The sequence below is a fragment of the Aureimonas phyllosphaerae genome, assembly GCF_900113065.1.
Classification (GTDB): Bacteria; Pseudomonadota; Alphaproteobacteria; order Rhizobiales; family Rhizobiaceae; genus Aureimonas; species Aureimonas phyllosphaerae.
This window is the reverse complement of sequence record NZ_FOOA01000011.1, coordinates 39,675-58,764: the sequence shown is the minus strand read 5'-3', so window position 1 is coordinate 58,764 and position 19,090 is coordinate 39,675. Positions and strand designations below refer to the sequence as shown.

Here is a 19,090-nt window from a genome sequence, read left to right as displayed (position 1 = left end):
CGATGACGACGCGCGCGACTCTGGAGCGACGCGACTTCGGCTTGCTGCCGGATGGCCGCCGGGTCGAACTGGTATGCCTGCGCGCCGCGGGGATCGAGGCGCGCGTCATGACGTACGGCGCAACGCTTCAGGCTCTCCTCGTCCCCGATCGCGATGGGCGTATCGAGGATGTCGTGCTGGGGCATGACGACCTTGGCGGTTATGTCGAAACGCGCAGCTTCTACGGGGCGACGATCGGGCGATACGCCAACCGCATCGCGCGCGGTACTTTCCAGATCGACGGTAAGACGTTCTCGGTGCCGGCGAACGATGGCGATAACGCCCTGCATGGCGGTGCCGAAGGCTTCGACCGGCATCTGTGGGACATCGCGGAGACCGGGGAGGGCGCGGAGCCCTTCGTGCGCTTCACCCGCACCAGTCCGGACGGCGAGGGCGGGTTTCCCGGCGAACTCGCCACGAGCGTCACCTATCGCCTGCGCGCCGGCGAGCTCGAAATCGAATTCGAGGCCCGCGCGGACCGGACGACCGTCGTCAACCTGACGAACCATGCCTTCTTCAACCTCGGCGGCACCGAACGGTTGACCGACATTCTCGGCCATGAGCTGACGATCGAGGCCGACGAGTTCCTGCCTGTCGGCAACGGGGCGATCCCGCTCGGTGCACGCGCTCCTGTCGAAGGCACAGCCTTCGATTTTCGCACGCCGCACCCCATTGGTGAGCGCATCCGCGCGCCGGAGGAGCAGATCCGGCAGGGGCGGGGCTACGATCACAACTGGTGCATCCGGGGCGCATCGAACGGCGAACCGCGACTGGCCGCCACGGTCCGCAACCCGGCGAACGGGCTCGCGATGCAGCTTCTGACCGATCAGCCGGGCGTTCAGTTCTATTCCGGCAACTTCCTCGACGGGACGTCGGTCGGAAAGAACGGGTTGGTTCATCGCATGGGCGACGCCTTGTGCCTCGAGCCGCAGCGCTACCCCGACAGCCCCAACCGGCCGGACTATCCCTCGGCCCGGCTCGAGCCCGGCGCGACCTATCGCCACCGCTCGACCTATCGCTTTACGCATGCCTGACGTGTCAGGTCTCGCCCCCAAGGGCTCCGAGGCCGAAGGAGAAATGACCATGTCGAACGACCTGACGAAGATCGAAGGAACGGACGAGCTGAAGACCGCCGGCGGCAGCCGCGGCCACGGCCGCGCGGGCACGACGCTCCGCTCGCGCGCCTGGTTCGACAATCCGGACAACGCCGACATGACGGCGCTCTACCTCGAGCGCTACATGAACTTTGGCCTGAGCCAGGAAGAGCTTCAGTCCGGCCGCCCGATCATCGGCATCGCGCAGACGGGCTCCGACCTCTCGCCCTGCAACCGCCACCACCTCGAACTCGCGAACCGCTTGCGCGAGGGCATCCGCGAGGCCGGCGGCATCGCCATCGAATTCCCGGTCCACCCGATCCAGGAGACGGGCAAGCGCCCGACCGCGGGCCTCGACCGCAACCTTGCCTATCTCGGCCTTGTCGAGATTCTCTACGGCTATCCGCTCGACGGCGTGGTGCTGACGATCGGTTGCGACAAGACGACGCCGGCCTGCCTGATGGCGGCCGCGACCGTCAACATTCCCGCCATCGCGCTGTCGGTCGGCCCGATGCTGAACGGCTGGTTCCGCGGCCAGCGCACGGGCTCGGGCACGATCGTCTGGAAGGCGCGTGAGCTGATGGCCAAGGGCGAGATCGACTATGCCGGCTTCGTGAAGCTCGTGGCGTCGTCGGCCCCGTCCACCGGCTACTGCAACACGATGGGCACGGCGACCACGATGAACTCGCTGGCCGAGGCGCTCGGCATGCAGCTGCCGGGCTCGGCCGCGATCCCCGCGCCCTACCGCGACCGCCAGGAAGTCGCCTACCGCACGGGCCTTCGCATCGTCGACATGGTGCGCGAGGACCTGAAGCCGTCGGACATCCTGACCAAGGACGCCTTCGTCAACGCGATCCGCGTGAACTCGGCAATCGGCGGCTCGACCAATGCGCCGATCCACCTCAACGCGCTCGCGCGCCACATCGGCGTCGAGCTGACGGTGGACGACTGGCAGGAGTTCGGCCAAGAGATCCCGCTGCTCGTCAACCTGCAGCCGGCCGGCGAGTATCTGGGTGAGGACTACTACCACGCCGGCGGCGTGCCGGCGGTCGTCAACCAGCTGATGGAGAAGGGTCTCATCAAGGAGGACGCGCTGACCGTCAACGGCCGCACCATCGGCGACAACTGCCGCGGCGCGATCATCGAGGACGAGAACGTCATCAAGCCCTACGACAAGCCGCTGAAGGAAAAGGCCGGCTTCCTGGTTCTGAAGGGCAACCTCTTCTCGTCGGCGATCATGAAGACGAGCGTCATCAGCCCCGAGTTCCGCGACCGCTACCTCATCAACCCGAACGATCCCAATGCCTTCGAGGGCAAGGCCGTGGTGTTCGACGGGCCTGAGGACTACCACCACCGGATCGACGATCCCGCGCTCGGCATCGACGAGCACACGATCCTCTTCATGCGCGGCGCCGGCCCGATCGGCTATCCCGGCGCGGCCGAGGTCGTGAACATGCGGGCGCCCGACTACCTCATCAAGCAGGGCGTCACCTCGCTCGCCTGCATCGGCGACGGTCGCCAGTCCGGCACGTCCGGCTCGCCGTCCATCCTCAACGCCTCGCCGGAGGCGGCGGCGGGCGGCAACCTCGCGGTGCTCAAGACCGGCGACCGCGTGCGTATCGACCTCGGCCGTGGCACGGCGAACATCCTGATCTCGGACGACGAGCTCGCCGAGCGCCGCGCGGCGCTGAAGGCCGAGGGCGGCTACAAGTATCCCGAGCACCAGACCCCCTGGCAGGAGATCCAGCGCACGCTGGTGGGCCAGATGGAGACGGGCGCGGTACTGGAGAACGCCGTTCAGTACCAGCGCCTCGCGCAGACGAGGGGCGTGCCCCGCGACAACCACTGAGGCCTCCGGCGATGCAGGATCCGCAGAACGGCGCAACGGGGGCGGTCGAGGCCGCCCCCCTCCACATCCTCGACGCCCCCGCCTGCCACCTCGGCGAGGGGCCGACCTACGATCCCGCGAGCGACAAGGCTTGGTGGTTCGACATCGTCGGACGCCGCCTTTTCGAGAAGTCGTCAGCCAGCCCGGACGTTCGCGTCCATGAGCTGCCGATGATGGCGAGCCAGCTCTGCACGGTCGACGACAAAACGCAGGTCATCGCGACCGAGAACGGCCTCCACGTGCGCGACGTCGCCACCGGACGGCTGACGCATCACACGGCACTCGAGGCCGACGAGACCGATACGCGCTCGAACGATGGCCGCGTCCATCCCTCCGGCGCGCTCTGGATCGGCACGATGGGCCGCAAGGCCGAAGCGGGTCGCGGATCGATCTACTGGTTCCGTGGCGGCGAACTCCGTCGTCTCTACGCTCAGATTACGATTCCCAACGCCATCTGCTTCTCGCCGGATGGGACGGTGGGCTATTTCGCCGATACCGCTCGCGGCGACATCCATCGCGTGTCGCTCGATCCCGAGACCGGTCTTCCCGCCGGAGAGCCGTCGGTTTTCGTGCCGGCTGGCGCTTTCGCGGGTGGGCCCGACGGCGCGGTGACCGATGCCGAAGGCAACGTATGGAACGCTCGCTGGGGCGCCGGACGGCTGGAGGTGTTCACCCCCGACGGCCGGCACCTTCGCTCGCTCTCCGTTCCGGCACGTCAGCCGAGCTGCCCGGCCTTCACCGGCCGGCACCTCGACCAGCTGCTCGTGACCACAGCCTACGAGGGCATGGACGAGGCCGAGCGGGCAGGCGATCCCAATGCCGGCCGGACCTTCATCGTGCAGGCCGGCGTGCGGGGCGTGGCCGAGCCGCGCCTGCGGTTGACGCCATGAGCCGGCGAGCGGCCTACGCTCTCGTCGACTGGGGCACGACCTCGTTCCGGGCCTGGGCCTGCGCTTCGGACGGCACGGTCCTCAACGAGCGTCGCACGCCCGAGGGGCTCACCGGAGTCATCGACGGCGACTTCGCCGGTGTCCTGACCCGGCATCTCGCCGCGATGAACGTGGCGGGCGATACGCCGGCCATCCTGTGCGGAATGGTCGGCTCGCGGACAGGCTGGGTCGAGGCGGCCTATCTGTCGGTTCCCACGCGGCTCGACGACCTCGCGAACCGCGCGACGCCGGTTCCGAGTGCGGGCCGCCCGGTTCACATCCTGCCGGGCCTCGCGCAGCGCGGCGATGCGCCGGACGTGATGCGCGGCGAGGAAACGCAGCTCCTCGGCGTCGTGGCCGATGGTTTCGACACCGGGCTGGTCTGCATGCCGGGGACGCATTCGAAATGGGTGAAGTTGGACGGCGGGGCCGTCATCGGCTTCTCGACATTCATGACCGGCGAACTCTTCCAGCTTCTGCGCACCGGATCGATCCTGCGCCAGGCGGTCGAGGGCGCGGAGCCGCCGAGACCGGATACGGACGGGTTTGCCGAAGGATTCGCGCGAGGTTTCCGGCATCCCGCCGAGGCGACCAACGCGCTGTTCCAACTGCGGGCTGGCTGGCTTCTGGACGGCGCCGCGCCGTCTGGGCAGGCGGCTCGCCTGTCCGGTCTGATGATCGGGCTGGAGTTCGCCGGCGCGACCACCGTTCATGGGACCGGCGATCGGATGGCGCTGCTTGCGTCGGGTCCGATCGCGACGCTCTACGAGGCGGCATTCGCGGCGGCCGGCCTCTCGTTGGCTCGCCGATTCGACGCCGACCAGTGCGTGCGTCACGGGCTGCTGGCCGCCGCGCACCGTCTTCATTCCGATCGGAGTCCAACATGAGCGATGTTCCTGCGCGGGTCGTCTGGCCCTCCTTCAAGCGTTCGCTCGTCGCGATTTTGCGAGGGATCAAGCCGGAGGAGGTCGAGGCGTCGGTCGAGACGCTGATCGAGGCCGGCTTCGAAGCGATCGAGATCCCGCTGAATTCGCCCGATGCGTTCCGCTCCATCGCCTCCGCCGTGCGCCTCGGCGGACCGGAGCACTACATCGGTGCCGGGACGGTTCTCACCCCGGAGCAGGTCGACCGCTTGGCCGAGGCAGGCGGACGGCTTCTCGTCTCGCCTAATGTGGATGCGTCGGTGCTGCGGCGTGCTGCCGCGCACGGGATGGTGACGATGCCCGGCGTCTTCACGCCGACCGAAGCGTTTCAGGCGATCGCGGCTGGCGCGTCGGCCCTCAAGTTCTTTCCGGCCAGCGTGCTGGGGCCGTCCGGCGTCTCCGCCATCCGCGCCGTTCTGCCGAATGACATCGAGATCGGCGTGGTCGGCGGCGTGTCGGAGGACGACTTCGAAGGCTACGCCAAGGTCGGCGTGCGCAGCTTCGGCCTTGGCTCCTCGCTTTACAAGCCCGGCATGTCGGTTGGGGAGATCCGCGAGCGCGCCGACAAAGCCGTCTTGCTCTACGACCGAGTTTGCGGTTTACGATAAATCAGAGCGCAGAAAAAATTCATTGGCGACGTGAACGTCAATGCGATAATTCATCAGACAATTGGTCGCCGCCGCCGTGTATTCGGGAGCATGGCGGGGGAGGGGCCGAGAAGCGCATGGGCAGGGCCCGTGACGGTTCGAAGAGCTCGGCGCGAGGGGTTCGCGCTTTCGGACGCTCGCTGAAGGCGGCGTCGCGATGGGAGGACGACTATGATTCGAATGAAGACCCTGCTGGCGGCGGTGGCCCTCGGCGCGATGACCCTCTCCGGTGGCGCGTTCGCGCAGGAGAAGGGCACCGTGGGCGTGCTGATGCCGACCAAGGCGTCCGCCCGCTGGATCGCCGACGGCGACAACATGGTGAAGCAACTGCAGGAGCGCGGCTACAAGACCGATCTGCAGTATGCCGAGGACGACATCCCGACGCAGATCAGCCAGCTCGAGAACATGGTGGCCGCCGGCGTCCAGTCGCTGGTGATCGCCTCGATCGACGGCACGACGCTGACGGACGTGCTGCAGCAGGCGCACGACAAGGGCATCAAGGTCATCGCCTACGACCGACTGATCCGCAACTCGCCGAACGTCGACTACTACACGACCTTCGACAACTTCCAGGTCGGTGTGCTCCAGGCGCAGTCGATCGTGCAGGGTCTCAAGCTCGAGAGCGAAGCCGGACCGTTCAACATCGAGCTCTTCGGCGGCTCGCCGGACGACAACAACGCGTTCTTCTTCTACAACGGCGCGATGAGCGTGCTGCAGCCCTACATCGACAGCGGCAAGCTCGTGATCCCGTCGGGCGAGACCGGAATGGACCGCGTCGGTACCCTGCGCTGGGACCCGGCCGTCGCCCAGGCCCGCATGGACAACCTCCTGTCGTCCTACTACGGCGACAAGTCGGTCAACGCCGTGCTCTCGCCGTATGACGGTCTGTCGATCGGCATCATCTCGGCACTGAGCGCCGTCGGCTACGGCTCGGGCGACAAGCCGATGCCGATCGTATCGGGCCAGGACGCTGAGGTGCCCTCGGTCAAGTCGATCGAGAACGGCCAGCAGTACTCGACCATCTTCAAGGACACCCGCGAGCTCGCCAAGGTGACCGTGAACATGATCGACGCGATCGGCCAGGGCAAGGAGCCCGAGGTGACCGACACCAAGACCTACGAGAACGGCGTCAAGGTCGTTCCGGCTTACCTCCTGAAGCCGGTGCTGGTGACCAAGGAGAACATCAAGCCGGTTCTCGTGGACAGCGGCTACTACACGGAAGACCAGATCAAGCCCTGATCTGACGCTCTGGCGAGGCGCCGTATCGGTGCCTCGCCTTCGCCTTCGCGGGAGCCATCGGCTCCCGCTCCGTCGTTCTGCAAGCCGGGGAAGAACGCTTTGGCACCGATTCTCGAGATGCGCGGCATCACCAAGACGTTCCCGGGCGTGAAGGCGCTCGACAACGTCAATCTCGTCGTCGAGAAGGGCGAGATCCACGCGATCTGCGGCGAGAACGGCGCCGGCAAGTCGACGCTGATGAAGGTCCTGTCGGGCGTCTATCCGCACGGCACCTACGAGGGCGACATCGTCTATGACGGCGAGGTTCGCTCCTTCCGCGGCATCCGCGATTCCGAGCACGTCGGCATCATCATCATCCACCAGGAACTGGCGCTCGTGCCGCTTCTGTCGATCGCCGAGAACATCTTTCTCGGCAACGAGATTTCCAAGGCCGGCGTTATCAACTGGGACGAGGCCTTCCGCCGCTCGAGCGAGCTTCTCAAGCAGGTCGGCCTGTCCGAGCCGCCGACGACGCTGATCAAGGACATGGGCGTCGGCAAGCAGCAGCTGGTCGAGATCGCCAAGGCGCTCTCGAAGAAGGTGCGCCTGCTCATCCTCGACGAGCCGACCGCCAGCCTCAACGAGCGCGACAGCCAGGCACTTCTCGACCTCCTTCTGGAGTTCAAGAAGCAGGGGCTTACCTCGATCATGATCAGCCATAAGCTGAACGAGATCTCGCGCGTGGCCGACTCCATCACCGTGATCCGCGACGGCTCCACGGTCTCGACGCTCGACTGCAAATCCGGCGTCAGCGAGGATCAGATCATCCGTGACATGGTGGGCCGTCAGCTCGACGACCGCTATCCGCCGCGTCATCCGAAGATCGGCGAGGTCCTGTTCGAGGTAAAAGGCTGGAACGCGTTCCACCACCTCAACACGCAGCGCCAGATCGTGAAGGATGTCTCCTTCAACGTCCGCAAGGGCGAGATCGTCGGCATCGCCGGCCTGATGGGCGCCGGGCGCACCGAGCTCGCGATGAGCGTATTCGGCAAGTCCTACGGGCGCCACATCACTGGCGAAGCCTTCCTGCACGGCAAGCCGGTGGACGTCTCCACGATCCCAAAGGCGATCGAGGCCGGGCTCGCCTACGTGACCGAGGACCGCAAGCACTATGGGCTGCTGCTCGAGGACGACATCCGGCAGAACATCTCGCTCGCCAATCTTCCCGGCATCGCCAAGGGCGGTGTGATTGACGAGGATCGCGAGCGCAAGGTGGCGGAAGACTACCGGTCGAGCCTTCGCATCCGCTCGTCCAACATCTTCCACAAGACGCTGAACCTCTCGGGCGGCAACCAGCAGAAGGTCGTGCTGTCCAAGTGGCTCTTCTCGAACCCCGAGCTCCTGATCCTCGACGAGCCGACGCGCGGCATCGACGTCGGCGCGAAGTTCGAGATCTACTCCATCATCGAGCGGCTCGCGTCCGAGGGTAAGGGCATTCTGATGATCTCGTCGGAAATGCCTGAACTGCTCGGCATGTGCGACCGCATCTACGTCATGAACGAAGGGCGCTTCGTGGCCGAGCTGCCGCGCGGCGAGGCGACACAGGAAAGCATCATGCGCGCCATCATTCGTACCGCAGGGAGAGACGCGGCATGAGCATCAAGACCGTGGAAGCCCCGGGCGGGCAGGGGGGCGGGGCCAGCCTCGACTACTTCAAGAACAACCTTCGCGAGTACGGCATGCTGGTCGCGCTGGTCGCGATCATCCTGTTCTTCGCCGCCTACTCGGCCGCGACCGGCCGTCCGACCTTCGTGTCGGCCTCGAACCTAACCAACCTGTTCCTCCAGAACAGCTACGTCATCATCATGGCGATCGGCATGCTGCTGATCATCATCACCGGCCACATCGACCTCTCGGTCGGCTCCGTGGTCGGTTTCGTCGGTGCCGTCGGCGCCGTCCTGATGGTGCTCTACGACATACCCGTGCCCATCGCGGTGGTGATGTGTCTCGTGGTCGGCGCTGTGATCGGAGCCATCCAGGGCTACTTCGTCGCCTTCCTGCGGATCCCGTCCTTCATCGTCACGCTGGCCGGCATGCTCGTCTTCCGCGGCCTGACCTTCATGACGCTCGGGTCGTCGTCGTCGATCTCGCCGATCCCGGCATCGCTGCGCGCGATCTCGACGGGCACGATCCCCGACATCCTGCCGGTCATGGGCCTCGCCAACTCGACGACGCTGATCCTCGCGATCGTGCTCGCTGTCGGCTTTGCTATGTTCGCCGTCACCAAGCGTTCGGCTCGCAGCCGCGTCGGCCCGGTCGCCGAGCCGCAGGCGTTCTTCTACGGCCGCGTGGCGCTCGTCACCGTCGCCATTCTGTTCATGGGATACCTGCTCGCGACCAATCGCGGCTTGCCGAACGTCCTGATCCTGATGGCAGTCCTGATCGCGATATATGCGTTCGTCACGTCGCGGACCACGATCGGCCGCCGCGTCTACGCGGTCGGCGGCAACGAGAAGGCCGCCAAGCTTTCGGGCGTAAAGACCGAGCGGATCGTCTTCCTCGCCTTCGTCAACATGGGCGTCCTCGCCGCCATCGCCGGCCTCGTGTTCTTCGCGCGCGTCGGTTCGGCCACCGCCAAGAACGGCACGGGTCTCGAGCTCGACGTCATCGCGGCCTGCTTCATCGGCGGCGCTTCCGCCTACGGCGGCGTCGGCAAGGTGACCGGTGCGGTCATCGGCGCCTTCATCATGGGCGCGCTGAACATGGGCATGCAGACGTCCATGCAGCTGTCGATCGATTATCAGCAGCTGGTGAAGGGCCTCGTGCTTCTCGCCGCCGTCTGCTTCGACGTCTACAACCGCAATAAGGCCTGACGGTCCGTCACTAACATCGGAAGGGCGTGGCGCCGAGACTTCGGCGCCGCGCCCTTTTTCGCGTCGAGTACGTGGCAGGAGGATTGCGGGGCGCCGTCGGAGAGAGGTACGGCTCGAACGACGCGAACCAAGGAAGTCCTCATGCCGACCGCACGCGCCGTTGTTCCGACGACCCACGCCAGTCGATACCTGCAGCAGCTCTGCAAGCACTGGTCCCACAAGTTTGTGGTGACCTTCGATCCGCAGGAGGGCACGATCGACATGTCTTCTGCGCGGGTTTCGCTCCTGGCCGGAGATGACCGGCTCGAGATCGCCGTCGTCGCCGACGAGACCGAGACGCTGGACCGGATGGAAGGCGTCGTTGCCGACCATATCCGCCGCTTCGCATTCCGAGAGGAACTGACATTCGACTGGAAGCGCGAGGGTTGATCGATCTTCAAGATCGAGCCAGCCAGACGCAACGGTTATCGCGGGATGATGAAAGAGCGAAGCGGGCGTCGGTATCCCGGCCGGGTCTGACCCTCCATCATTAGGATTGTGAGATTGAAGCACGGTCCCCGAACGATATGGTTGAAACGCATATCGATCCCATCTCCACTTGACCCGCGCAGGAGTAGAGGCTGGAGAATGCCCTGACGCGTCTCACCGGCTCACGGGACTGACCGAAACCGCCCCGTCCTTGGTGCGCCTCGCGTTTTGTGCTGCAAGCGCGGCCATCATCGCCTATCCCCGGAAGAACCACGATCCGGAGAGATTCGAAGCCGAGGGGCGCGACGATGCTGCACGATATGCCGTTGATCGAGACGATCGTGGCCGGACTGGGCCTCGCCTTCGTGTTCGGTACGCTCGTGAACCGCTTCGGCATCTCTCCGATCGTCGGCTATCTCCTGGCCGGCATCAGCGTCGGACCGTTCACGCCCGGCTTCGTCGCTGATCAGGGGCTGGCGACGGAACTCGCCGAACTCGGCGTGATCCTCCTGATGTTCGGCGTCGGACTGCATTTCAGTTTGGCGGACCTGATGTCGGTGCGCGCGATCGCCCTGCCGGGTGCCGTCGTTCAGATCGCCTGTGCAACGCTCCTCGGCATGGGCCTCGCCTGGCTTCTCGGCTGGTCGGTTGGGGCGGGCCTCGTGTTCGGGCTTGCTCTCTCCGTCGCGTCCACCGTGGTGCTCCTGCGCGCGATGCAGGAGCGGCGACTGATCGAGACGGGAAAGGGGCGCATCGCGGTCGGCTGGCTGATCGTCGAGGATCTGGCAATGGTTCTGACGCTCGTGCTGCTGCCGGCGTTTGCCACGGCGCTCGGCAGGACCGCGCCGAGCAGCGGGAGCGGCGTCTTCACCGATCTCGGACTCGGCGTCTCCGGCGTCATCCTGATGACGGTGTTCAAGCTCTGCCTCTTCGTCGTTCTGATGCTGCTGGTCGGACGGCGAATCATTCCATGGGCGTTGCAGATGACGGCCAGCTCCGGGTCGCGGGAGCTGTTTCGTCTTGCCGTGCTTGCGATCACGCTCGGCGTCGCCTTCGGTGCGGCCTCGCTGTTCGGTGTGTCGCTGGCGCTCGGCGCCTTCTTCGCTGGCATGATCATGGCCGAGTCGGACCTCAGCCACCGTGCGGCCGAGGACACGCTGCCGCTGCGTGACGCCTTCGCGGTCCTGTTCTTCGTTTCAGTCGGCATGCTGTTCGATCCGCGAAGCCTGATCGAGGATCCGCTTCCAATCCTCGCGACGGTGCTGATCATCGTCTTCGGAAAGTCGCTCGCCGCCTTCGTCATCGTGCGCGCATTCGGACACCCCGTGTCGACTGCCCTCACGATCTCCGTTTCGCTGGCGCAGATCGGCGAGTTCTCGTTCATTCTCGCGGAACTCGGCGGGCGATTGAACATCCTTCCGCCCCAAGCTCGCGACCTGATCCTTGCGGGCGCGATCCTGTCGATCATGCTGAACCCGATCCTCTTCTCCTCGATCGATCGCCTCAGGCAGAGGCTCGAGCGCGGGGCGCTCGTGGAAGCAGCGCCGTCGGTCTCACCGGCGACGTTCGGCGGGGGCAGGGGGCACGAGCCGCAGACACAGCCAGCCGGTACGGTGCCGACGCACATCCCGGCCGGCAGCGTTGCGATCGAATCGGAGAATTTAAGACCGACCGCTCTCGTCGACCACCTCGTCCTCGTCGGCTACGGCCGTGTCGGTTCGCGGATCGCCCAGCGATTGGCGGATGCAGGACGGTCCTTTGTCGTGATCGAGGACGCGGACAAGCGCGTCGCCCGTATCCGAACGGCGGGTCTGGAAGCGGTCGTCGGAAACGCCGTGAAGCCGGAAGTGCTCGGCGCGGCCAATATCGCCAAGGCGCGCGATATCGTCCTTGCGTTCCCGAACAGCTTCGAAGCCGTTGCGATCATCAACGCGGCGCGCGCCGCCAACCCGTCGGTCCGCATCACCGCCCGCGTCCATTCGGGCGAACAACGCGAGCGACTGATCCACGCTGGAGCGGACACGGTAATCAACGGCGACGAGGTGACCGCAAGGGCCATCGCGGAACACCTACTCGATGCCCGGTCGGACCTGCCGCCTGGCGACGGTCCGATTCTGCAGGCGGAGGAGCCGATGAACGGCGCGGCATTGACAGCCGGGTCGGATCGCTTACCCTGAAGGCTTCCAGGGGGAGTTCCGACAGGGAACTGAGAGGCCGGCTCGAATGCCCGGCGACCCCATGAACCTGATCCAGTTCGCACTGGCGTAGGGATGGAGTGACCCGCTCCAGAAGGGCTTGCCAGACGCCGTCGAACGCGTCCGGCCCTTTGCCGCGGCGGGCGATTTCCCTTCCAGCCGCCATTACGACTGATCGCGGCTGGGGAGCGGCGATGACCATCCACGTGCTGGGAGCCGGTGTGGCCGGGCTCACGACGGCGCTGCGTCTCGTCGAGGCGGGGAGCGACGTCGTGGTTCACGAACGGGGCGCCGATCTCGGCGCTTCGGCCTCTTGGCTGGCCGGCGGGATGCTGGCACCCTTTTGCGAGGCAAGCGTCGCGGATCGCAGCGTCATCGTGCCAGGGGTCGAGGGGATCGGGTTCTGGAAGGGCGTGACGGACGTCCGAATGAACGGCACGCTGGTAATCGCTTCAGGCCGAGACGCCGCTGATCTCAATCAGTTCGCCGCACGGACGCAGGCGCACCGCTGGCTGGACGCCGAAAAGCTGTCCGCGCTGGAGCCCGATCTCGGCGGCCGTTTCCCGCGGGCGCTCTTCTTCGATGGCGAGGCGCATCTCGACCCACGCCGGGCGCTGAACGATCTCTGCCGGCGGATCGAGGCGGCCGGAGGACGCGTTTGCTTCCGGTCGGCCGTCGATCCCTCCGGTCTCGGAGGCGAACGGGTCGCCGACTGTCGAGGGCTTGCGGCCGCCATGCCCCGTCTTCGCTCGGTACGCGGCGAGATGGCAATCGTGCGATGCCCGGATGTCCATCTCAAGCGGCCGGTCCGGCTGCTTCATCCGCGCTGGCCGATCTACGTCGTGCCGCGCGACGACCATGTCTTCATGATCGGCGCGACGATGGTCGAGAGCGAGGCCGCCGGCGGCATCACGCTTCGCTCGGCCGTGGAACTCCTGACAGCCGCTTTCGCGCTGCACCCGGCGTTTGCGGAGGCGGAGGTGCTGGAGGTCGGCAGCGGGCGCCGCCCGGCGCTGCCGGACAACCTTCCTCGCGTCGACCGCACCGAGAACGGCGTCGCCTTTTCCGGCCTCTATCGCCACGGATTTCTCCTGTCCCCCGCCTTTTCGAAGATCGCTGCCGACATTCTCGTCGGCGCCAAGGAGCCCGCATGAAGATCCGGTTGAACGGCGAGCCCTGCGAGATTGCCTCTTCTGACCTCGATGCGCTGCTTGCCGAACTCGACTACCGACCCGAGGCTGTGGCGACGGCGTTGAACCGCGAGTTCGTGCCGCGGGCTGCGCGCGGAAGCACAATGATCGCGGAGGGCGACGCCGTCGAAATTCTGTCGCCGATGAAGGGGGGCTGAGATGCGCCTGTATGATCGGACCTTCGCCTCGCGTCTGATGCTCGGCACGGCACTCTACCCCTCGCCGGCCGCCATGCGCGAGGCGATCGTGGCGTCGGGCGCGGAGATCGTCACCGTCTCGCTCCGCCGGGAGGCGGCCGGGATCGGGAAGGGCGGACCGGGTTTTTGGGACGAGATCCGCGACCTCGATCTCGCGTTCCTGCCGAACACGGCCGGTTGTCACACCGTGAAGGAAGCGGTGACGACGGCGCAGATGGCCCGGGAACTTCTCGACACGGACCTCGTGAAGCTTGAAGTGATCGGCCACGCCGACACGTTGCAGCCCGACGTGTTCGGTCTCGTCGAGGCCGCCCGGATCCTCATCGGCGAGGGGTTCAAGGTTCTTCCCTATACGACCGAGGATCTTGTGGTGGCCGAACGGCTGCTCTCCGCCGGTTGCGAGGTGCTGATGCCCTGGGGATCGCCGATCGGTTCGGGTCTCGGCCTCAACAACCGCTACGGGCTTCGGTCGCTGCGGGCACAGTTTCCCGATGTGACGCTGATCGTCGATGCCGGTCTCGGCCGCCCCTCGCACGCGGCCGACGCGTTGGAACTCGGCTACGACGGCGTTCTTCTTAACACGGCCGTCGCCAGCGCTGCGGACCCTGTCGCCATGGCCCGGGCCTTCCGGCTGGCCGTCGAGGCGGGACGCATCGCATTCGAGGCCGGCGGGATGGAGCCCCGAGATATGGCCGCGCCGTCCACTCCCGTTTTCGGAAAGGGGGTGCTGGCATGATCGCCCTCGATCCGTTCTATCCCGTGCTGCCCGACGCGCACTGGATCGAACGGCTGGTGCCGCTCGGCATCCGCCTTGTGCAACTGCGGGCAAAGGACATGACGGTTCCCGAACTGCGCTCCCACATCCGGTGTTGCCGCGCGGTCTGCGCAGCGCACGACTGCGTCCTCGTCATCAACGATCACTGGCGGCTGGCGATCGAGGAGGGGGCGGACTTCATCCATCTCGGGCAGGAAGATCTGGCGGAGGCCGATCTGTCCGCGATCCGCGGAGCCGGGCTTCGCCTTGGGCTCTCGACCCACGACGAAGCAGAACTCGCGACGGCTCTGGAAGCCAAGCCCGACTACGTCGCGCTCGGTCCGATCTGGCCGACGGTCCTCAAGAAGATGAAGTGGGCGCCCCAGACGCCGGCGAAACTGCAAGCATGGCGCAAGGCGATGGGGCCGCTGCCGCTTGTCGCGATCGGTGGAATCACGGTTGAGCGATTGCCATCGGTCTGGGAGGCGGGAGCCGACAGTGCGGCCGTCGTCACCGATATCGTTCGGCATCCCGACCCGGAAGCGCGTACCCGGGAGTGGATCAGCGCGACGCGCTAGCGGTTGCAGCCGACCGATTAAACCCTCAAACGAGGCGCGCGAGAAAATTTCTGCGCACCATCACCCTCATAGGTTGCATTCTCGCATAGGTTGCATCTACAGTGTGCCGTCTTCCGTAGGATAGTAGACAGGAAACGGCCGGTGTCGCTCGCAAAACCCTTCAATACCCGCCCGCTCTACCAGCAGGTCGCGGACGAATTCATCTCCCGGATCGTATCGAAGACCTGGGCACCCGGCCAGGCGATCGAGAACGAGGCCGAGATCGCCCGTTCGCTCGGCATCAGCCTCGGCACGGTGCGCAAGGCCTTCGACATCCTGACCGAGCACAAACTGCTCGAGCGTCATCAGGGCAAGGGCACCATCGTCGCCGACTTCGAAGGCGGCAAGATGCGCAGCCGCTTCTCCAACGTCTTCGACCGGTCCGGAAACCGGATTTCGGGCGAGGTCTCCGTGGCCAAGGTCGTCCTCGCGACGGCGCCGCCGGAGGCCGCGGACATACTGGGTGTGAACGGCCGGACTCCTGTCCTCCAGTTCGAGCGACGCCGCACGCATCTCGGCCGCCTGTTCATGACCGAGGAGGTGTTCCTCCGGGTCGATGCGTCGGCGAAGACCATGTCGCAGGAAGGCCTCGAGAGCATGGCGACAGCGCGATGGACCGGCCAGGATCTGGCCACCCACAAGCGCGAAAAGGCGACTGCGGAAGCCGCCACCGCGGCCGACAAGCGCAACTTCAAGTTGACCGGCGAGGCCGCGATCCTGCGGCTTCAGCGCGTCATCTGTTCGTACCAAGATCGTCCGCTCGAGTTGCGTATCGCTCGCTGTCACCTCGGCAACGATCTCGTCTACGCCACTAGCTGACGCGGGGAGGCGCCGGCTCGCCAGCGCCTTAATTTTCCCTTAACGGTCGAGGGGCGGCATGTTGGTCCGCGCTTCGACCGTCGAGGAGCCGCATGGCTGCGTCCCATTCCTATACGCTGCGAGGGCAGGTCGCCCGGCTCGAGCTGACCACACGCATGACGCTGGCCATCCTCGCGACGGCCAGCGGCATCTTCACCTATCTCGGCGTGCGTGAACTTCTGGACGGCGACGCGACGACGGTCTTCTTCGGCGCGGTGATCTATTCCGTGTCGGTGTCCGTCGGCATCTACGCGTTCTGGTCCTATCTGATCCGCATCATGCCGCATGTCCGCCGGCCCTCGGGCCGCCGCATGCTCTATCTCGCGATGGCGATCGGCTCCTGCATGATCATGGCGATGTCGGCGTGGCTGAACGCCGCCGCGCTGGCGGGCGCGGCCGCGCTTGAGCAGCACATGTCGATCACGACGGAAGAGTATCAGAGCAAGCTGAACGAGGCGCATGAAAACGCGCTGGCGGCCCAGAGCCTTCTCCCGGATATCCAGCTCGCAGCCCAGCGCTTCGCCCGCCTGTCCGACGAGGAGCGCTCGTCCGGGGCGCTGACCGGCACGTCGGGCTCGGGCACCGTGGTGCAGCTTCTCAGCCAGATGTCGACGCAGCTGGTGAACCTCGCGCAGGAGATCGAGGCCTCGCGCGATGACGTCAGCGCCCTGTTCAATGAGGGTGGCGACCGGCTCGGCGAGATGCGCCGGTTGGTGGCCGCCGACGGCAGCGTCAAGGAGCGCGGCACCGATTACGCGGCGCAGGCGACCGAGCTCGCCGGCATCATCGGCTCGTTGCAGCAGACTTCGGTCGCGCCGTCGGTCAAGCGCGCGGCGGAAGACCTCGGGCGAACGTTCATCGCTCCCGCGGCCGATGGCGGCAATGCCGGACTGCAGGATCGTCAGACGGCGGTCGTCGGACAGGTCGAGACGGCCGTTCGCCAGCAGAGCCTCGCGCTCGCCTCCGCGGCCGACGCCATTCTGGAGCGGCCACGCGTCGAGACCGTGCGCTTCACGCCACTCTCCGCGCCCGATGCCGTCGTGATGTATGCGCGCGACTTCCTGCCGTCCTGGGCGGGCGCGATCGCGATCGATCTCCTGCCGGCGGTCCTCGTCTTCATCCTGTGCATCGTGCAGGACCAGATCCGCCGCGAGGAGGGAGAGGTGGATGCCGAGATCGGCGACATGAGCGCGGTCGACATGATGCGCGCGATGCGCATCCAGCGCCGTCTGATGAGCGAGGTGGCGGCGACGCCGATCGAGGCGCCGCCCGTCGATCCGGCCGACGACATCGTGCAGCAGAACGATCCGGCTCCCTTCGCCAAGACGGCGAGACTTTAGGCCGCCGTGAGCGACCATCTGGCGTCACCGGGCTGGATCGAGCGCCGGCTCCTCTCGCTGCCGGACGGCGCCGTGCTCCGCCTCGTCTTCTTCGGTGTCCTCGCCATGGGGGCCTCGATGCTGGCGCAGGACGTCCTGAACGTCGTCGGCGACGCGGGCGATCGCGACCGCCTGACGCGGACCGAGCCGCTCCGCCTGCCTCGTCCGCAACCGGGCGATCAGATCCGGCCCTATCTCCCGCGCGCGGTCCCCGTCGCGCCCGATCGCGGCGAACCCGTTCTTCCCGGCTACGACGCGCCTCCAGCCGGCGACGCCATGGCGAAGGCGATGTCGTTCCATCTTGGCTCCGATGGCGCAGCGTCCGCGGTCGGGCGGATCGACGCGGGCACGGCAGAGGCCTTCCGGCGGTTTCTCGACGGGGAGGGGCGGGACGTGCGCCGTCTGGCCCTGCATTCGCCGGGCGGTTCGGTGCGCGACGCGATCGAGATGGCGACTTTGGTTCGCGAGCGGAAGCTCGAGACCGAAGTGCCTGCCGACGGATATTGCGCATCGGCGTGTCCGCTCGTCCTTGCCGGAGGCGTCGCGCGACAGGCGGGCGAATCGGCATGGGTCGGGGTGCATCAGGTCTATGCGGTGCCGGGCGGCCAACCCGGCGGGGTGCGCGACCTCGACCGATCCGTCGCCCAGATCCAGGCGACGATCGCCGAATGCCAGAGCCTGCTGGTCGCGATGGACGTCGATCCGCGGCTCTGGATCCACGCCATGCAGACCCCGGCCAACGAACTCTACGTCCTGACGCCCGCCGAGCTCCGTGAGTTTCGCCTGGTGACGACGCCGGAGTCCGCGCCCGCAAGCTGAGGGTTCAGTCCGGCTCGACCGTCGTCGGTCGGGCCGGTGGCGTATCGAGGTGGCGTTCGACGAACGCTTCCAGCGCGTCCAGCGCCTCTGCGCGGAAGGGATCGATCTCGTTCAGGGTCTCGTGGCGCGCGCCCTTGACGATGGTCAACGAGACGTCGCGCGAGCCGGCCTCGCGCAGCCGATCCGCCAGACGCGTGACCTCGGCACCTCCCTCGGTAGCTGGATCGAGCGTGCCGCCGAGGCAATGGATCGGCAGCTCATGCGGGATCTGCGACAGGGCCTCGTGGCTGGCGTTTTCGCGAATCAGCGAGAGGATGTCCTCGGCCATCGAGACCGTCGGCGTCCATCCGCAAAGCGGATCGCCGATATAAACGTCCGCGACGGCCGGATCGTGCGTGAGCCAGTTCGCATCGGTCCGGCGGTTCGGCACTGTCCGGGCCCAGGCCTCGAAGGTCGCGCGGGCGAACACCAGGCTTGCGACGTCCGACCCTTTCAGCATCTTCTCGACCCGCAGCGCACTGCTGCCGAGCCGAGCCTGCCAGCCGAAGCGCATGCCGGCGTTCCAGACGAGGCAGCCGGACAGGCCGCCGCCGTAGCGGCGCGCATAATGGAGCGTGATGGCGCCGCCGAGCGAATGGCCAAGCACGAAGACGGGGAGGCCGGGGAAATCACGCTGCGCCCGTTCGCGAACCGCATGGCAGTCGCGCAGGATCTTGCGGACCCCGTCGCGCTTGGCGAAGCGGCGGAGCGGGGCGTCGTGGGCCGTCGTCGATCCATGGCCGCGATGATCATGGACATAGGTTGCGATGCCGAGCGCCGCGAGATCGTGCGCCGTCCGCTCGTAGCGCGCGCCGTGCTCGGCGAGACCATGGAACAGCAGCAGCACGGCCACCAGCTCGCCGGTCGGGGTGAAGGCGCGAACGTTCAGCGCCGCACCGCTCGGGCTGTCGATCACGAAGCGCGCTGGGGGATTGAAGGTTCGGGACATCGATGGAAATAGCT

General features: G+C 66.6%; 18 protein-coding genes and 1 riboswitch. Of the genes, 17 read left to right on the top strand and 1 reads right to left on the bottom strand.

What is annotated here, in order from left to right:
* Positions 1-2: 2 nt before the first annotated feature.
* The 17 genes from BM175_RS14030 (at position 3) to BM175_RS13950 (ending at position 18,088) form a co-directional block, all read left to right on the top strand.
* Positions 3-1,073, top strand: a complete 1,071-nt coding sequence (locus tag BM175_RS14030; RefSeq protein ID WP_090964055.1) for an aldose epimerase family protein — start codon at positions 3-5, stop codon at positions 1,071-1,073.
* Positions 1,074-1,122: 49 nt separating this feature from the next.
* Entirely contained in the window at positions 1,123-2,982 is a 1,860-nt protein-coding gene (locus tag BM175_RS14025) for an IlvD/Edd family dehydratase (RefSeq protein ID WP_425285276.1), read from the top strand.
* A gap of 11 nt (positions 2,983-2,993) precedes the next feature.
* Positions 2,994-3,911, top strand: coding sequence for an SMP-30/gluconolactonase/LRE family protein (locus BM175_RS14020; protein WP_090964053.1), 918 nt, complete (start codon positions 2,994-2,996; stop codon positions 3,909-3,911).
* Positions 3,908-4,837: a 2-dehydro-3-deoxygalactonokinase gene (locus BM175_RS14015; protein WP_090964051.1), complete on the top strand. Its 930-nt coding sequence runs from the start codon at positions 3,908-3,910 to the stop codon at positions 4,835-4,837. The genes BM175_RS14020 and BM175_RS14015 overlap by 4 nt, the downstream gene beginning before the upstream one ends.
* Positions 4,834-5,481, top strand: coding sequence for a 2-dehydro-3-deoxy-6-phosphogalactonate aldolase (locus BM175_RS14010; RefSeq protein ID WP_090964049.1), 648 nt, complete (start codon positions 4,834-4,836; stop codon positions 5,479-5,481). The genes BM175_RS14015 and BM175_RS14010 overlap by 4 nt, the downstream gene beginning before the upstream one ends.
* Positions 5,482-5,691: 210 nt before the next feature.
* Entirely contained in the window at positions 5,692-6,759 is a 1,068-nt protein-coding gene (gene chvE / locus BM175_RS14005) for a multiple monosaccharide ABC transporter substrate-binding protein (protein ID WP_090964047.1), read from the top strand.
* A gap of 117 nt (positions 6,760-6,876) precedes the next feature.
* Positions 6,877-8,394: a multiple monosaccharide ABC transporter ATP-binding protein gene (mmsA, locus tag BM175_RS14000; RefSeq protein ID WP_090964191.1), complete on the top strand. Its 1,518-nt coding sequence runs from the start codon at positions 6,877-6,879 to the stop codon at positions 8,392-8,394.
* On the top strand, positions 8,391-9,611 hold the full coding sequence (gene mmsB, locus BM175_RS13995; protein ID WP_090964045.1) for a multiple monosaccharide ABC transporter permease: 1,221 nt from the start codon (positions 8,391-8,393) through the stop codon (positions 9,609-9,611). The genes mmsA and mmsB overlap by 4 nt, the downstream gene beginning before the upstream one ends.
* Before the next feature lie 141 nt (positions 9,612-9,752).
* A complete protein-coding gene (locus BM175_RS13990) occupies positions 9,753-10,040 on the top strand; it encodes a DUF2218 domain-containing protein (protein WP_090964043.1) in 288 nt (95 codons plus the stop codon).
* A 347-nt stretch (positions 10,041-10,387) separates the two neighbouring features.
* Entirely contained in the window at positions 10,388-12,256 is a 1,869-nt protein-coding gene (locus tag BM175_RS13985) for a cation:proton antiporter domain-containing protein (RefSeq protein ID WP_090964041.1), read from the top strand.
* Positions 12,256-12,367: riboswitch (TPP riboswitch) on the top strand. It overlaps the preceding gene by 1 nt.
* A gap of 101 nt (positions 12,368-12,468) precedes the next feature.
* Positions 12,469-13,428, top strand: a complete 960-nt coding sequence (locus tag BM175_RS13980) for an FAD-dependent oxidoreductase (RefSeq protein ID WP_090964040.1) — start codon at positions 12,469-12,471, stop codon at positions 13,426-13,428.
* Positions 13,425-13,622, top strand: coding sequence for a sulfur carrier protein ThiS (gene thiS / locus BM175_RS13975; protein WP_090964038.1), 198 nt, complete (start codon positions 13,425-13,427; stop codon positions 13,620-13,622). The genes BM175_RS13980 and thiS overlap by 4 nt, the downstream gene beginning before the upstream one ends.
* Before the next feature lies 1 nt (position 13,623).
* The gene (locus tag BM175_RS13970; RefSeq protein WP_090964037.1) at positions 13,624-14,397 is read left to right on the top strand and encodes a thiazole synthase; all 774 of its coding nucleotides are present in this window, start codon (positions 13,624-13,626) and stop codon (positions 14,395-14,397) included.
* A complete protein-coding gene (locus BM175_RS13965) occupies positions 14,397-14,993 on the top strand; it encodes a thiamine phosphate synthase (RefSeq protein ID WP_090964189.1) in 597 nt (198 codons plus the stop codon). The genes BM175_RS13970 and BM175_RS13965 overlap by 1 nt, the downstream gene beginning before the upstream one ends.
* Positions 14,994-15,134: 141 nt before the next feature.
* Complete coding sequence (locus BM175_RS13960; RefSeq protein WP_175526859.1) at positions 15,135-15,851, top strand: GntR family transcriptional regulator; 717 nt, start codon at positions 15,135-15,137, stop codon at positions 15,849-15,851.
* A gap of 92 nt (positions 15,852-15,943) precedes the next feature.
* Positions 15,944-17,230: a hypothetical protein gene (locus BM175_RS13955; protein ID WP_090964034.1), complete on the top strand. Its 1,287-nt coding sequence runs from the start codon at positions 15,944-15,946 to the stop codon at positions 17,228-17,230.
* Between the two features lie 6 nt (positions 17,231-17,236).
* Positions 17,237-18,088 (top strand): COG3904 family protein, encoded by an 852-nt coding sequence (locus tag BM175_RS13950; RefSeq protein ID WP_090964031.1) that lies wholly within the window; start codon positions 17,237-17,239, stop codon positions 18,086-18,088.
* A gap of 4 nt (positions 18,089-18,092) precedes the next feature.
* Here BM175_RS13950 and BM175_RS13945 read toward each other — a convergent pair whose 3' ends face one another.
* Positions 18,093-19,076: an alpha/beta fold hydrolase gene (locus BM175_RS13945; protein ID WP_090964029.1), complete on the bottom strand. Its 984-nt coding sequence runs from the start codon at positions 19,074-19,076 to the stop codon at positions 18,093-18,095.
* Positions 19,077-19,090 lie beyond the last annotated feature (14 nt).

Excerpts from the sequence above, each read along its gene's own strand:
- BM175_RS13970 (WP_090964037.1), top strand. The coding sequence starts at position 13,624 with ATGCGCCTGTATGATCGGACCTTCGCCTCGCGTCTGATGCTCGGCACG.
- chvE (WP_090964047.1), top strand. The coding sequence starts at position 5,692 with ATGATTCGAATGAAGACCCTGCTGGCGGCGGTGGCCCTCGGCGCGATG.
- BM175_RS14025 (WP_425285276.1), top strand. The coding sequence starts at position 1,123 with ATGTCGAACGACCTGACGAAGATCGAAGGAACGGACGAGCTGAAGACC.
- BM175_RS14015 (WP_090964051.1), top strand. The coding sequence starts at position 3,908 with ATGAGCCGGCGAGCGGCCTACGCTCTCGTCGACTGGGGCACGACCTCG.
- BM175_RS13955 (WP_090964034.1), top strand. The coding sequence starts at position 15,944 with ATGGCTGCGTCCCATTCCTATACGCTGCGAGGGCAGGTCGCCCGGCTC.
- mmsB (WP_090964045.1), top strand. The coding sequence starts at position 8,391 with ATGAGCATCAAGACCGTGGAAGCCCCGGGCGGGCAGGGGGGCGGGGCC.
- BM175_RS13980 (WP_090964040.1), top strand. The coding sequence starts at position 12,469 with ATGACCATCCACGTGCTGGGAGCCGGTGTGGCCGGGCTCACGACGGCG.
- mmsA (WP_090964191.1), top strand. The coding sequence starts at position 6,877 with ATGCGCGGCATCACCAAGACGTTCCCGGGCGTGAAGGCGCTCGACAAC.
- BM175_RS13985 (WP_090964041.1), top strand. The coding sequence starts at position 10,388 with ATGCTGCACGATATGCCGTTGATCGAGACGATCGTGGCCGGACTGGGC.
- thiS (WP_090964038.1), top strand. The coding sequence starts at position 13,425 with ATGAAGATCCGGTTGAACGGCGAGCCCTGCGAGATTGCCTCTTCTGAC.
- BM175_RS13945 (WP_090964029.1), bottom strand. The coding sequence starts at position 19,076 with ATGTCCCGAACCTTCAATCCCCCAGCGCGCTTCGTGATCGACAGCCCG.
- BM175_RS13990 (WP_090964043.1), top strand. The coding sequence starts at position 9,753 with ATGCCGACCGCACGCGCCGTTGTTCCGACGACCCACGCCAGTCGATAC.
- BM175_RS14010 (WP_090964049.1), top strand. The coding sequence starts at position 4,834 with ATGAGCGATGTTCCTGCGCGGGTCGTCTGGCCCTCCTTCAAGCGTTCG.
- BM175_RS14030 (WP_090964055.1), top strand. The coding sequence starts at position 3 with ATGACGACGCGCGCGACTCTGGAGCGACGCGACTTCGGCTTGCTGCCG.
- BM175_RS14020 (WP_090964053.1), top strand. The coding sequence starts at position 2,994 with ATGCAGGATCCGCAGAACGGCGCAACGGGGGCGGTCGAGGCCGCCCCC.